This window comes from Bacillus sp. FSL R9-9530 (assembly GCF_038008145.1).
In the GTDB taxonomy this organism is placed as follows: Bacteria; Bacillota; Bacilli; order Bacillales; family Bacillaceae_G; genus Bacillus_A; species Bacillus_A mycoides.
On sequence record NZ_JBBOYO010000001.1, the window covers coordinates 4,306,039 to 4,318,919 of the forward strand.

16 protein-coding genes are annotated in these 12,881 nt (G+C 38.3%); 10 read left to right on the forward strand and 6 right to left on the reverse strand.

Annotated elements, in window-relative coordinates; genetic code table 11:
* Positions 1 to 22 precede the first annotated feature (22 nt).
* From ppaX to MKX66_RS21610, 10 genes are all read left to right on the forward strand, one after another.
* Positions 23 to 670: a pyrophosphatase PpaX gene (gene ppaX / locus MKX66_RS21565; protein ID WP_002089567.1), complete on the forward strand. Its 648-nt coding sequence runs from the start codon at positions 23 to 25 to the stop codon at positions 668 to 670.
* Positions 671 to 723: 53 nt separating this feature from the next.
* Complete coding sequence (locus MKX66_RS21570) at positions 724 to 1,230, forward strand: acyltransferase (RefSeq protein WP_326996746.1); 507 nt, start codon at positions 724 to 726, stop codon at positions 1,228 to 1,230.
* A gap of 145 nt (positions 1,231 to 1,375) precedes the next feature.
* On the forward strand, positions 1,376 to 2,887 hold the full coding sequence (locus tag MKX66_RS21575; RefSeq protein ID WP_341087116.1) for a tetratricopeptide repeat protein: 1,512 nt from the start codon (positions 1,376 to 1,378) through the stop codon (positions 2,885 to 2,887).
* An 84-nt stretch (positions 2,888 to 2,971) separates the two neighbouring features.
* Positions 2,972 to 3,928 (forward strand): thioredoxin-disulfide reductase, encoded by a 957-nt coding sequence (gene trxB / locus MKX66_RS21580; RefSeq protein ID WP_002089563.1) that lies wholly within the window; start codon positions 2,972 to 2,974, stop codon positions 3,926 to 3,928.
* A gap of 160 nt (positions 3,929 to 4,088) precedes the next feature.
* Complete coding sequence (locus tag MKX66_RS21585; RefSeq protein ID WP_002034722.1) at positions 4,089 to 4,895, forward strand: DUF368 domain-containing protein; 807 nt, start codon at positions 4,089 to 4,091, stop codon at positions 4,893 to 4,895.
* Between the two features lie 215 nt (positions 4,896 to 5,110).
* On the forward strand, positions 5,111 to 5,569 hold the full coding sequence (locus tag MKX66_RS21590; RefSeq protein ID WP_002124062.1) for an NUDIX hydrolase: 459 nt from the start codon (positions 5,111 to 5,113) through the stop codon (positions 5,567 to 5,569).
* A gap of 20 nt (positions 5,570 to 5,589) precedes the next feature.
* Positions 5,590 to 6,471, forward strand: coding sequence for an RNase adapter RapZ (gene rapZ, locus MKX66_RS21595; protein WP_002016084.1), 882 nt, complete (start codon positions 5,590 to 5,592; stop codon positions 6,469 to 6,471).
* A gap of 3 nt (positions 6,472 to 6,474) precedes the next feature.
* Positions 6,475 to 7,428 carry a gluconeogenesis factor YvcK family protein gene (locus tag MKX66_RS21600; RefSeq protein ID WP_002016083.1) on the forward strand — a complete coding sequence of 318 codons (954 nt, stop codon included), beginning with the start codon at positions 6,475 to 6,477 and terminating at the stop codon, positions 7,426 to 7,428.
* Between the two features lie 88 nt (positions 7,429 to 7,516).
* The gene (gene whiA, locus MKX66_RS21605; RefSeq protein ID WP_002016082.1) at positions 7,517 to 8,467 is read left to right on the forward strand and encodes a DNA-binding protein WhiA; all 951 of its coding nucleotides are present in this window, start codon (positions 7,517 to 7,519) and stop codon (positions 8,465 to 8,467) included.
* Between the two features lie 23 nt (positions 8,468 to 8,490).
* Positions 8,491 to 8,739 carry an HPr family phosphocarrier protein gene (locus MKX66_RS21610; protein ID WP_002016081.1) on the forward strand — a complete coding sequence of 83 codons (249 nt, stop codon included), beginning with the start codon at positions 8,491 to 8,493 and terminating at the stop codon, positions 8,737 to 8,739.
* 359 nt (positions 8,740 to 9,098) lie between these two features.
* Here the strand turns inward: MKX66_RS21610 and clpP are convergent, their stop codons facing one another.
* From clpP to spoVAC, 6 genes are all read right to left on the reverse strand, one after another.
* The gene (gene clpP / locus MKX66_RS21615) at positions 9,099 to 9,680 is read right to left on the reverse strand and encodes an ATP-dependent Clp endopeptidase proteolytic subunit ClpP (RefSeq protein WP_001049163.1); all 582 of its coding nucleotides are present in this window, start codon (positions 9,678 to 9,680) and stop codon (positions 9,099 to 9,101) included.
* Between the two features lie 240 nt (positions 9,681 to 9,920).
* Positions 9,921 to 10,790, reverse strand: a complete 870-nt coding sequence (locus MKX66_RS21620; RefSeq protein WP_002016080.1) for a DUF421 domain-containing protein — start codon at positions 10,788 to 10,790, stop codon at positions 9,921 to 9,923.
* Positions 10,791 to 10,810: 20 nt separating this feature from the next.
* Positions 10,811 to 11,017 carry a DUF1657 domain-containing protein gene (locus MKX66_RS21625; RefSeq protein WP_002034728.1) on the reverse strand — a complete coding sequence of 69 codons (207 nt, stop codon included), beginning with the start codon at positions 11,015 to 11,017 and terminating at the stop codon, positions 10,811 to 10,813.
* A 9-nt stretch (positions 11,018 to 11,026) separates the two neighbouring features.
* A complete protein-coding gene (gene spoVAE / locus MKX66_RS21630; protein WP_000575919.1) occupies positions 11,027 to 11,377 on the reverse strand; it encodes a stage V sporulation protein AE in 351 nt (116 codons plus the stop codon).
* A complete protein-coding gene (gene spoVAD / locus MKX66_RS21635; RefSeq protein WP_000938981.1) occupies positions 11,374 to 12,390 on the reverse strand; it encodes a stage V sporulation protein AD in 1,017 nt (338 codons plus the stop codon). The genes spoVAE and spoVAD overlap by 4 nt, the downstream gene beginning before the upstream one ends.
* A complete protein-coding gene (spoVAC, locus tag MKX66_RS21640; RefSeq protein ID WP_002034730.1) occupies positions 12,391 to 12,867 on the reverse strand; it encodes a stage V sporulation protein AC in 477 nt (158 codons plus the stop codon).
* Positions 12,868 to 12,881: the final 14 nt, after the last annotated feature.

Genomic DNA, 12,881 nt, shown 5'->3' on the forward strand with positions numbered 1-12,881 from the left:
GGTAATGAAAGGATTAAGGACGATGAAAATAAATACAGTGTTATTTGATTTAGATGGAACGTTAATTAATACAAATGAACTTATTATCTCTTCTTTTTTACATACGTTAAATCACTATTATTCTAATCAGTATAAGCGTGAAGATGTATTGCCATTTATCGGTCCATCTTTGCATGATACTTTTAGTAAGATTGATGCAAGTAAGGTTGAAGAGATGATTACATGTTATCGTCAATTTAATCATGAGCATCATGATGAATTAGTGGAAGAGTATGAAACTGTATATGAAACGGTTCAAGAATTGAAGAAGCAAGGTTATAAGATCGGCATCGTTACAACGAAAGCGAGACAGACGGTTGAAATGGGATTAAAGCTTTCGAAACTTGATCAGTTTTTTGATGTTGTCGTGACGATTGATGATGTGGAACATGTGAAACCACATCCAGAACCACTTCAAAAAGCATTGAAATTATTAGATGCAAAGCCAGAAGAAACATTGATGGTTGGTGATAATCATCATGATATCGTCGGTGGACAAAATGCAGGTACGAAAACAGTAGCGGTTTCATGGACATTGAAAGGTAGAGCGTATTTAGAAGCGTATAAACCAGATTATGTGCTAGATAAAATGAGTGATTTACTACCGATTTTGTCCCGCATTAACGGGTAGTAAGATTCCTGCCGGTTAAAGTGTCACTTTATATAAGTAGAGGAGAGAGTTCAGTGCGACGGACAACGCGCTATCCTGTTTCAGGAGAAAGTTCATTGTGGAATGTGTATAAAACAGTTTCTTTTTGGAAGGTAATGAAAAATTTTATTATCATCCAAATCGCACGTTACACGCCATTTTTATCCGTAAAGAATTGGTTATATCGCACGTTTTTACGGATGGAAGTAGGAAAGAAAACGTCGTTTGCACTTATGGTAATGCCAGATATTATGTTTCCAGAAAAGATTACTGTGGGAGACAATTCAATTATCGGCTATAATACAACGCTTTTAGCGCATGAATATTTAATTCGTGAGTATCGGCTCGGAGAAATCGTCATAGGGAATGAAGTTATGATTGGAGCGAATACGACAATTTTACCAGGTGTGACAATTGGAGATGGAGCTATCGTTTCTGCAGGCACACTTGTCCATAAAGATGTACCAGGCGGCGCTTTCGTAGGCGGGAATCCGATGCGTATTATTTATACGAAAGAGGAAATGGCCACTAGAGAAGGTTGATGTTAAAAATGTAACATTTCCCTTCTCTTTTTATGAATAAAAAGGAAATAATTGATTATAATATACTGTTTTGTTTTTTACGGAATCGTTTATACTTATAGATAGAAGAATGTGTGAACGAAGAAAACAAAAAACTGGAGGATATATGGGGAAAAATCAAAGAATATATAAGGAGAACGGACAAGTTATCTCTTTTAATCAGTTAGCGGACTTCTTTTATAAAAAAGGGATGAGGGCTTATAAAGGGCAAAAATTGCAAGATGCAATTAAATATTTTCGAAGAGCAGCACAAAGCGAGAAGGAGCCGTTTATTTTATGCCAACTAGCAATAGCATTATCTGAATCTGGTGAATATCAAGAGTCGAATCAGATATTTCTAAAGCTTGTTAGATCCAATCCTGAACTTGAGCAATGCTATTATTTTATTTCAAATAATTATGCATACATGGGCTTGTTTCAACAGGCGAAGAAGTATGCAGAGCGATATTTAGAAGTTGCGGAAGAGAAGGAATTTGTAGAAGATACATTAGAATTGCTTGAGATTATGGAAGAAGATGCAATGGGTGCGGAAGAGATTGAGGATGAAGATGAGCTAATTGTTATGCAAGAAGAAGCGAACAGCTACATTCGTAACGGACAATTAGAAGAGGCGATTGCTACACTAGAAGTTGTTACGAAAGAATATCCAGAATTTTGGTCAGGACATAATAATTTAGCGATTGCACATTTTCAATCAGGTAATGTAGATCAAGCGCTTAAGTTAACAGAAATGATTTTAGAGAAAAATCCTGGTAATATGCATGCGCTTTGTAATACGCTTATTTTTCTATATTCAATTGGAGAGCATAAGCAAGTAGAGTCATTAGCGGGGCAGTTAGTTTCGGTATATCCGATTTCATTTGAGCATCGTTTGAAACTTGGAACAACGCTTGCAACAATTGGTCATTTTGAACCTGCATATAAATGGTTCAAAGTATTAAAGCGTCAAGGGTACGAAGGAGACGTCAGTTTTTATTACTGGTTTGCATACTCAGCGTATATGGTGAAGGAACAGCAAGTAGCTGAAAAAATGTGGCAACATGTTGTAGAATTGCATCCTGATAAAAAAGGAAAAGAACCGTGGAATGCACTGAATTTAGCAGATGAAGGACAAAATCTTTTATTTGAAGAGTTACGAAAATCATTCCAGCAAAGTACGACGCTAGAAGAGAAAATGCTAGCTTTATATTTAATGAATGAATTGTCAACACCAGAGAAGGTTGGATTCTTCTTTGATGTAACGCAAGCGAAAAATGGTGTTCCAATCGTATCGCAACTTGCAAAATATTTCTTTTTACTTAATAGTCATAAAAGCATCCCAGCTGATTTACAGCAATTTGAAAAGTGCGTACGAATCGCGGATGCATTATACAATTATACGAAAAAAGACGATGAATTAATCGAAGAGTGTTTGAATTTTTGGTTTTGCACGTTCATACGTTTATATACATCTGGAGCGACTTTTACAAATGTGTACGGTTGGTCAGCGGCAATTGAATACATTGTGCGCGGCGAACAAAGAAATAAGATGACACAGGCAGAGCTTGGTGATGTATATAATGTATCTGTAGCGACTGTACGAAAGTATGTGCAGGCTGTTAAGCGCACGCACACGTAGGGTAGGCAAATCATTGGGAAAAAAATGATGCTAACAGTATAATGAGGGTAACTTAATGTGTATGAATGAATGGGAGTGAATAGTGTGTCAGAGGAAAAAATTTATGATGTCATTATTATTGGTGCAGGACCAGCTGGTATGACAGCTGCGGTATATACATCTCGTGCGAATTTAAGCACACTGATGCTTGAGCGTGGTATTCCAGGTGGACAAATGGCAAATACAGAAGATGTAGAGAACTATCCAGGTTATGAGTCTATTTTAGGACCAGACTTATCAAATAAAATGTTTGAGCATGCGAAGAAATTTGGTGCTGAATATGCATACGGTGATGTGAAAGCAATCATCGATGGTAAAGAGTACAAAACAATTATTGCTGGTAAAAAAGAATATAAAGCACGTGCGATTATCGTTGCAAGCGGTGCAGAGTATAAAAAAATTGGTGTACCAGGTGAAACAGAACTTGGCGGCCGCGGTGTATCATATTGTGCAGTATGTGATGGTGCATTCTTTAAAGGGAAAGAACTTGTTGTTATTGGCGGCGGAGATTCTGCTGTTGAAGAGGGTGTGTTCTTAACACGCTTCGCATCAAAAGTAACGATCGTTCACCGTCGTGACACTCTTCGTGCACAGAAAATTTTACAAGATCGTGCTTTCCAAAATGAGAAAGTAGATTTCATTTGGAATCACACTATAAAAGAAATTAACGATGCAAATGGTAAAGTAGGAAGCGTAACACTTGTAGATGTAAACAGCGGAGAAGAACAAGAAGTTAAAACTGACGGCGTGTTCATATACATCGGTATGTTACCATTATCAAAACCGTTTGTTGAGCTAGGTATTACAAATGAAAATGGTTATGTTGAAACGAACGAGCGTATGGAAACGAAAGTTCCTGGTATTTTCGCAGCTGGTGATGTTCGTGAAAAAATGCTTCGTCAAATTGTAACGGCAACAGGCGATGGTAGTATTGCAGCACAGAGTGCACAGCATTATATAGAAGAGTTAGTAGAGGAACTAAAGACTGTAACAGAAAAATAAGGTTATTTTTCCTTTTGAGAAGAAAGCTACCGATAGGTGGCTTTCTTTTTTTGTCCAAATGTCAAACTATTGTCAAAAACAATTAAGAATATAATGATTCTTATTGTTATACTAGAATTTACGGGAAAAATCATTATAAGAAATGAGGAATTTATTCAGTATGGAATGGCGTAATATATATCGTGGATTTTGTATGGGCGTTAGTGATTTAATTCCTGGTGTGAGTGGCGGAACAATCGCTGTTGTGTTGGGGATTTATGAACAATTGCTTGCAGCAATTAGCGGATTCTTTAGTCGTGAATGGAAAAAACATTTAGCGTTTTTAATCCCACTTGCAGCTGGTGTAGCGGCAGCTTTTCTAACGTTAAGTCACGTTATTAAATATTTATTAGCAAATCATTATGAACCGACTCAATTTTTCTTTCTCGGTTTAATTATTAGTATATTACCGATGTTAATGAGAGAAGCTGATGCAAAGGCAACGTTTAAAGGTAGTCATATTGTCTTATTAATAATTGCAGCAATTCTTGTTGCAATAACAGCATTCTTTAAACCAGATAAGGCAGCTGATCCGATTACGACGTTAACAATTTTAAATGCAATTGGTTTATTTTTCGCAGGATGGATGGCTAGTATGGCTATGCTTCTTCCTGGAATTAGTGGATCGTTTATTTTATTAATTATTGGTGTGTATCCAACAGCAATTAACGCTTTAACTACACTCAATTTACCGTTAATCGTGGTTATCGGTGCCGGCGTGATGGCCGGATTTGTTGTAAGTAGTAAAGGAATTAGTTATTTGTTAGATCGTTATAAAAGTATGACATTTGCGGCAATTATTGGGCTCGTTATCGGGTCGATTGTCATTGTGTTCCCTGGCATTCCGACTGGTGGAATTTCAATTGTAAGTTCAATTATTACTTTTATTTTAGGATTTGCGGTTGTTACTTATTTCGGTAAGAAATAAGTGTTTTAATCCCCTTAACGATAAAAATCGTTAAGGGGATTTTTATGTGCTATTCATGGGAAGTAAGGTATTTTGATTGCTTGTTATAGAAAGAATTTTTACAATTGCTTAGCGAAAGGGGACTGGCACCTTCGTTGTAGCAAACTGTTTTTGATAGTATAATGAAATGAGTATGCAGTGAGAAATTTTGCTGCAAGTAGCTGAGGTGAAGAAACATGCAAAGAGTGACAAACTGTGTGTTAATTAGAGATAATGAAGTACTCTTACTCCAAAAACCTCGCCGGAATTGGTGGGTTGCACCGGGCGGGAAAATGGAGCGTGGTGAGACAGTAAGAGATACCGTTGTTCGCGAGTATCGTGAAGAAACAGGTATTTATTTAAAGAATCCAGCATTAAAAGGGGTCTTCACTTTTGTTATCCAAGAAGGTGATAAAGTTGTTTCTGAATGGATGATGTTCTCCTTTTTAGCAACAGATTTTGCAGGAGAAAACAAATTAGAGAGCGAAGAAGGCATCATTGGTTGGCATACATTTGATAAAATTGATGATTTAGCAATGGCACCAGGAGATTATCACATTATTGATTATTTAATTAAAGGGAATGGTATAATCTACGGTACATTTGTATATACCCCAGATTTTGAGTTGCTTTCATATCGATTAGATCCGAGTTAAACCTGCAAGGAGAGGATACGATGACAGAGAATAATGATATAAAAATGGTAATTATTACAGGGATGTCTGGAGCTGGAAAGACGGTAGCGTTACAAAGTTTCGAAGATTTAGGATATTTTTGTGTAGATAATTTACCACCGATGTTATTGCCGAAGTTTATTGAACTTATGGCAGATTCAAAAGGTAAAATGAATAAAGTGGCACTCGGTATTGATTTACGTGGCCGAGAGTTTTTTGAATATTTATGGGGAGCGCTTGATGATTTATCAGAACGTACATGGATTATTCCTCATATTTTATTTTTAGATGCGAAAGATAGCACACTTGTAACTCGTTATAAAGAAACGAGACGTTCGCATCCACTTGCGCCAACTGGCTTGCCGTTAAAGGGAATTGAAGCTGAGCGTGGTCTCTTAACTGATATGAAGGCACGAGCGAATATTGTGCTTGATACATCTGATTTGAAACCGAAAGAATTACGAGAAAAAATTGTTCACTTATTCTCAACAGAAACTGAGCAAGCATTTCGTGTAAATGTTATGTCATTTGGATTTAAGTACGGAATTCCAATTGATGCTGATTTAGTATTTGATGTTCGTTTTTTACCAAATCCATATTATATTCCACATATGAAGCCATTAACAGGACTGGATGAAGAAGTTTCGTCGTATGTGTTGAAATTTAATGAAACGCATAAGTTTTTAGAGAAATTGACGGATCTTATCACTTTCATGCTGCCTCATTATAAAAGAGAAGGTAAGAGTCAACTTGTAATTGCGATTGGATGTACAGGTGGGCAACATCGTTCTGTTACGCTTACAGAGTACCTTGGGAAACATTTGAAACCAGAGTATAGCGTTCATGTATCTCATCGTGATGTGGAGAAGAGAAAGGGCCATTAAGGGATGAAAAAAGAGAGAAAACCTAAAATTGTTATCATGGGAGGTGGAACTGGACTTTCTGTTTTATTAAGGGGATTAAAACAATATCCTGTTGATATTACAGCAGTTGTAACAGTAGCCGACGATGGAGGCAGTTCAGGTAGACTACGTGATGAGCTAGAAATTCCACCTCCAGGTGATATTCGTAACGTACTTGTTGCGTTATCGGATGTAGAACCATTAGTGGAGGCTTTATTTCAGCACCGTTTTACAACTGGAGACGGACTGAAAGGGCATGCGTTAGGAAATTTACTATTGGCAGGTATGACTTCGATTACAGGAGACTTTTACCACGCGATTACGGAAACGAGTAAAGTATTAAATGTCAGAGGACGTGTATTACCAGCAGCGAATCAAAGTGCGGTACTTCATGCAGAATTAGAAGATGGAGAAATTGTAACAGGTGAATCAAAGATTCCTCATTTCGGGAAGAAGATTAATCGTGTCTTTTTAACTCCAGAAGATGTAGAACCGTTATGTGAAACGTTGACGGAAATTAAACGAGCTGATTTGCTTGTTTTCGGTCCAGGAAGTCTGTACACAAGTATATTACCGAATTTAGTTGTTAACAAAATTGGAGACGCTGTTCTTGCTGCAAAAGCGAAGAAGGTATATGTATGTAATGTTATGACGCAAGCGGGCGAAACGAAGGGTTATACTGCATTTGATCATGTGCAGGCGTTACATGATCATTTAGGTAAACCATTTATCGACACTGCGATTGTAAATAATCGTGATATTCCTCGTGAATTACGTAAGTTATATGAGGAAGAGATGTCGGAACCAGTTGCACTGGATACAAATCGTTTTGCTGAACATAATATCGAAATCATTCAAGATCGATTAGCGAAATATGATGATCGTGTTGTAAGACATGATACATTAAAGTTAGCTTCTATTTTATATTCATTGTTATAAATGTGCGTTGCCTCATTTGAGGTAACGCTCCTCATTCATATAGGACAAGATTTTTGTTCCAAAGTAATAGTATAAGGAGGTGTTGACTGTGTCATTTGCATCAGAAACAAAGAAAGAGTTGACCAACCTTGAAATGAAGGAATGCTGCGAGAAATCAGAATTATCGGCGTTGCTTCGAATGAACGGATCGCTTTCTTTTTCAAACCGTCGCCTATCTATCGATATTCAAACGGAAAATGCAGCAATTGCAAGAAGGATTTATACGCTTTTGAAAAAAGGATATGATGTGACGGTAGAATTACTTGTTCGTAAAAAAATGCGATTGAAGAAAAATAATGTATATATCGTGCGGCTTGTTGAGAAGTCTCGTGAAATATTAGCAGATCTTCACATTGTTCGAGATGACTTTTCGTTTATTCGAAATATATCGCAGGAATTAATCGAGAAGAAATGTTGTAAACGATCGTATTTACGCGGTGCATTTTTAGCAGGTGGTTCAGTAAATAACCCAGAAACATCATCTTATCATTTAGAGATCTTTTCGTTATATAAGGAACATAATGATTCTATATGTGAACTGATGAACGGATTTGATTTAAATAGTAAGACGTTGGAAAGAAGAAAAGGGTACATTACGTATTTGAAAGAAGCGGAAAAAATTACAGAGTTTTTAAATATTATAGGTGCTCATAATGCACTTTTAAGATTTGAAGATATTCGAATTGTTCGCGATATGCGTAATTCAGTAAATCGTTTAGTTAACTGCGAAACAGCTAATTTAAATAAAACAATTGGTGCAGCGCTAAGGCAAATTGAGAACATCCGCTATATTGATGAGACGGTTGGGCTTGATATTTTGCCAGATAAATTAAGAGAAATTGCACAGTTACGAAGAGATTATCAAGATGTAACATTGAAAGAGTTAGGTGAGATGGTATCCGGGGGGAAAATTAGTAAATCGGGTATTAATCATCGTTTGCGTAAAATCGATGAAATTGCAGAGAAATTACGCGCGGGGGAAACAGTAGCAAAAAAATAAAAGGTTAAAGGGGAAATGGAGCTGTGGTTCAAAAACTGGTTAAAGTGGCACTAAAAAACGGCTTACAAGCACGTCCGGCTGCGTTGTTTGTACAAGAGGCAAATCGCTTTCATGCGGATATCTTCATCGAGAAAGATGGAAAGACAGTGAATGCAAAGAGCATAATGGGGATTATGAGCTTAGCAATCGGAACTGGTAGCATGATTACAATCACAACAGAAGGTTCAGATGCAGAAGAGGCTTTGGAAGCATTAACTGCATATGTACAATAAAGGGTTATCGCGAATGTGCGATAGCTTTTTTTGTTTTTCTGTTTGTGGGGTGCGTGGTACCCTTGTACATAATAAAAAAGCGCCCTGTAATAGGGCGCTTCCGCTTTTAGATGTATCCAGCTCCAGCGGCTAGAATGGTCGGTGGCTTCGCTTCTTCCGTCGAGGTAAAAAGCACCTCTTTGTCAGAAGCTCCATCCCCCTCTCATTCTGAACGAGCCGCCTCCGCTTTTAATTCTATCCAGCTCCAGTGGCTAGAATCTCCGGTCGTTTCGCTTTTACATTCGAGGCAAAAAGCGCCTCGGATGTAAAAGCTCCAACGCCCTGCGATTCTGAACGAGCCACTTCCGCTTTTAAGTGTCTTAACGATTTGTAAAGATCTTATCGATTAAGCCGTATTCTAGAGCTCTTTCTGCTGTCATGAAGTTGTCGCGGTCTGTGTCGCGTTGTAGAACTTCAAGTGGTTGACCTGTGCGGTCAGCAAGAATTTGGTTTAATTTTTCACGTAAGAATAGGATACGTTTTGCAGCGATTTCGATTTCAGTCGCTTGACCTTGTGCTCCGCCAAGTGGTTGGTGAATCATAACTTCACTGTTTGGAAGTGCGTAACGTTTTCCTTTTTCACCTGCTGCAAGTAAGAATGCACCCATAGATGCAGCCATACCGATACAGATTGTTGATACTTGTGGTTTAATAAACTGCATTGTATCGTAAATTGCCATACCAGCTGTGATAGAACCACCAGGGCTGTTGATGTAAATGTGAATATCTTTTTCTGGATCTTGAGATTCCAAGAATAAAAGCTGGGAAACGATTGAGTTTGCTACGTTGTCATCAATTGCACTACCAAGCATAATGATGCGATCTTTTAATAGTCGAGAGTAAATATCGTAAGCGCGTTCTCCACGATTTGTTTGTTCAATTACTGTAGGAATTAAATTCATCTGTTATTTCCTCCTTTAAAAGCTTTCTTAGTCTTATAATACAATTATGGTCAATGAAGGTCAAACGAAACCACTTTAAATCAAAAAATATGTAGTTGTATCATGATTTATTCGCTATGTTTTTAAAATTCCCTGCTTATGTATCTTCAACATCATAACCGAATTACATAAATTTAAACGTGATTAATGGTGTGGGAAAGGCAAAAGAACGCCTTTTGTATAGAAGCGTTCTTTCATTTTTTATTCTTTTAACAGATAGGTTACTTTATTTAAGATTTTCTCGATTTGTTTTGCGTTTTTACTATACATATCACTCGCTGATTTTGATTTCGTTTCTAAAGAGAATAATTCAAGATCAGCATTGCATTTCTTTAAGGAAGCCAATAGTAAAGGCTTGTTTTGAGGAGAAGGCATTTGGAGTTTATCATTATAGATGTCGATAGTAAGTTGTCCGTATGAATCAACTTGACCAAGAAAGACATTTTCAATGACAACACCGAGTTTTTCTAGCTCAGAATGTAACCAAGCGCGATTATGTCCGCTAGCAGAAAGAGGTTCATCTAGTACATTTCCATCCATAATAACAGTTTGCGGTTCTTTTTCGTTTGGCACTTTTAAGCTGATATCTTTTGCTGTAAGTGGTTGGCGATCTTTCTTTAATAATACATTTAATTCACCGCTCGGTTCTAGTACAGCAAATTCAACATCAGCTACGCTGAATGCATTTTTTCCTCTGAGAAGCTCAAGTAATTCATCACTTGTATATTTTTCTTTCTTTAAATTATCTTCAAGTATTTTGCCATCTTTTATTAATACGGTAGATTTTCCTTCAAAAAAATCTCGAGCTGTTTTGTTCTTTAAAGAGAGGATTCCAGTGAAAAAAGGTACCACAGCGAAAATGAGTATCGCAAAGACGCCGTGGAAAAATTTTGAATCAAGCCCTGTAGATACTTGGGCAGCGATGTCACCGATTGTCATTCCGGCTATGTATTCAAAAAAGGAGAGCTGAGAGATTTGTCTTTTTCCTAACCATTTCGTAATAGCGAATAAAATAATTAATATGAATACAGAGCGAAGAATGACAAGTGTCCATTCCGGCAGGTGAGACATAGTCATTTCCTCCAGTCTACTTAAAACCCTTTATATTGAGGTTCTTCACGTTCTAATACTGAAACTCTATTCTGTAAATCGGTGATGATGCTGTCCATTTCTAACATACATTCATGAAATACACGTTTTGATTCCGCGTCCTGTGAATTTAGTGAAAGGGAGCTTAAACTTGCTTGAGCGCCCCTTACACTGGCAAGGCAGGTTTTAACGCTAGCGATAACTGTCATACGAACACCTTATCCTTTCGGTTTGAATAGCAATGCTCCAATGAAGCCGAAAATAATGGCAGCTGATACACCAGCACTCGTTACTTTAAACATGCCGGTAATAACGCCGACGATGCCATGTTTGGCTGCTTCCTCCATCGCGCCATGAACGAGGGCATTACCGAAACTTGTAATAGGTACAGTTGCCCCAGCGCCTGCAAAGTCGATTAATGGTTCATACAGATTGAATCCATCTAATATAGCTCCAGCAACAACGAGTGTTGCCATCGTATGAGCGGGGGTTAGTTTGCCGACATCAAACATAAGCTGTCCGATTACGCATATGAGTCCACCAATGACGAAAGCCCAGAAAAAAATCATTGCGTTGCACCTCCAAATTCAATCGAAACAGCGTGAGCGATACACGGAATCGTTTCTTCTTGTTGGAATGTAAGTGGAGATAGTAAAGCGCCTGTCGCAACGACAAGTATTTTCTTGAATTCTCCTCTTTTCATTCGGTTTAATAAATGTCCGTATACGACTGTTGCTGAACAGCCCGGACCACTTCCACCAGCTATGACAGGTTGACCTTCTCTATAAATGATGATTCCGCAATCTTGAAATTGCTCGCTCTTTACCTTTGTTCCATGTTTATGTAGTAGGTCGTAAGCGATTTCGCGACCGACATGTCCAAGGTCACCTGTTACGATTAAGTCGTAATAAGAGGCGTCAATTTGTCGTTCGCGTAAATGAGCTTCAATCGTATCGACAGCGGCTGGGGCCATCGCACCACCCATATTAAAAGGATCTGTTAGTCCCATATCAATAACCCGTCCAATGGTGGCCGATGTTACTTGTGGACCATATCCAGTGTCGCTTAAAATAGCCGCGCCTGCACCGGTCACTGTCCACTGAGCCGTAGGAGGTTTTTGACCACCATATTCAGTTGGATAGCGGAATTGTTTTTCTACCGCAGCGTTATGACTTGATGCCCCAGTTAATAAATACTTTGCACCTTTTGCATTTACGATACTTGCGCCGAGTGCTAAGCCTTCCATAGAGGTAGAACAGGCGCCGAATAAACCGAGATAAGGTGTTCCGAGTGTGCGGCATGCAAAGCTCGTTGGAGTTATTTGGTTAATTAAATCCCCTGCGAGTACGAATTGAATATCGTCTTTACGGAGCTTTGCCTTTTCGGTAGCGCGGCTACAAGCTTCTTCAAATAAAATTTTATGCGCCTTTTCGTAAGAATCTTGTCCGAGCCATAAATCTTCATGCAGGGTATCGAAGTCTTCAGGGATTTTTCCATTTGCCTCAAATGGGCCACCGACTACACCTGTTGAGATGATAACTGGTTTGTTTTCGAATACCCATGTTCGGTGTCCTTGTAACATTTACAGCCCTCCCCATTGAAAGAGAATCGTTTTAATAAGAGCGATGACAAAAGCTGAAAATACGCCAAATAAGATGACCGATCCTGCTAGTTTAAACATGTTACCACCAACGCCGAGAACGAATCCTTCTGTACGGTGTTCAATACACGCGGCAATAACAGAGTTACCAAATCCAGTAACGGGAACTGCGGTACCAGCACCAGCAAATTGTCCGAGGCGATCGTAGACGCCAAATCCCGTCAGTAGCATGGAGATAAAAATAAGAGTTGCAACGGTAGGGTTCCCGGCAGATCTTTCAGTGAAATCAAAGTACGTAATATAAAAGGTGGAAATCAGTTGGCCTATTAGACAAATTAATCCCCCGACGAAAAAAGCCTTTATACAATTTTTTAAAACGGGGCGCTTCGGTTCGCGCTGTTGTTCGAATTTTTTATATTCTTGTTGTACAGGTGTTAAATTTTTATCTTTACTAGACATTTGAATCCTTCCTT

Coding starts and splice junctions, on each gene's coding strand:
- ppaX (WP_002089567.1), top strand. CDS start 23: ATGAAAATAAATACAGTGTTATTTGATTTAGATGGAACGTTAATTAAT.
- MKX66_RS21575 (WP_341087116.1), top strand. CDS start 1,376: ATGGGGAAAAATCAAAGAATATATAAGGAGAACGGACAAGTTATCTCT.
- MKX66_RS21585 (WP_002034722.1), top strand. CDS start 4,089: ATGGAATGGCGTAATATATATCGTGGATTTTGTATGGGCGTTAGTGAT.
- MKX66_RS21590 (WP_002124062.1), top strand. CDS start 5,111: ATGCAAAGAGTGACAAACTGTGTGTTAATTAGAGATAATGAAGTACTC.
- rapZ (WP_002016084.1), top strand. CDS start 5,590: ATGACAGAGAATAATGATATAAAAATGGTAATTATTACAGGGATGTCT.
- MKX66_RS21600 (WP_002016083.1), top strand. CDS start 6,475: ATGAAAAAAGAGAGAAAACCTAAAATTGTTATCATGGGAGGTGGAACT.
- clpP (WP_001049163.1), bottom strand. CDS start 9,680: ATGAATTTAATTCCTACAGTAATTGAACAAACAAATCGTGGAGAACGC.
- MKX66_RS21620 (WP_002016080.1), bottom strand. CDS start 10,790: ATGTCTCACCTGCCGGAATGGACACTTGTCATTCTTCGCTCTGTATTC.
- MKX66_RS21625 (WP_002034728.1), bottom strand. CDS start 11,017: ATGACAGTTATCGCTAGCGTTAAAACCTGCCTTGCCAGTGTAAGGGGC.
- spoVAE (WP_000575919.1), bottom strand. CDS start 11,377: ATGATTTTTTTCTGGGCTTTCGTCATTGGTGGACTCATATGCGTAATC.
- spoVAD (WP_000938981.1), bottom strand. CDS start 12,390: ATGTTACAAGGACACCGAACATGGGTATTCGAAAACAAACCAGTTATC.
- spoVAC (WP_002034730.1), bottom strand. CDS start 12,867: ATGTCTAGTAAAGATAAAAATTTAACACCTGTACAACAAGAATATAAA.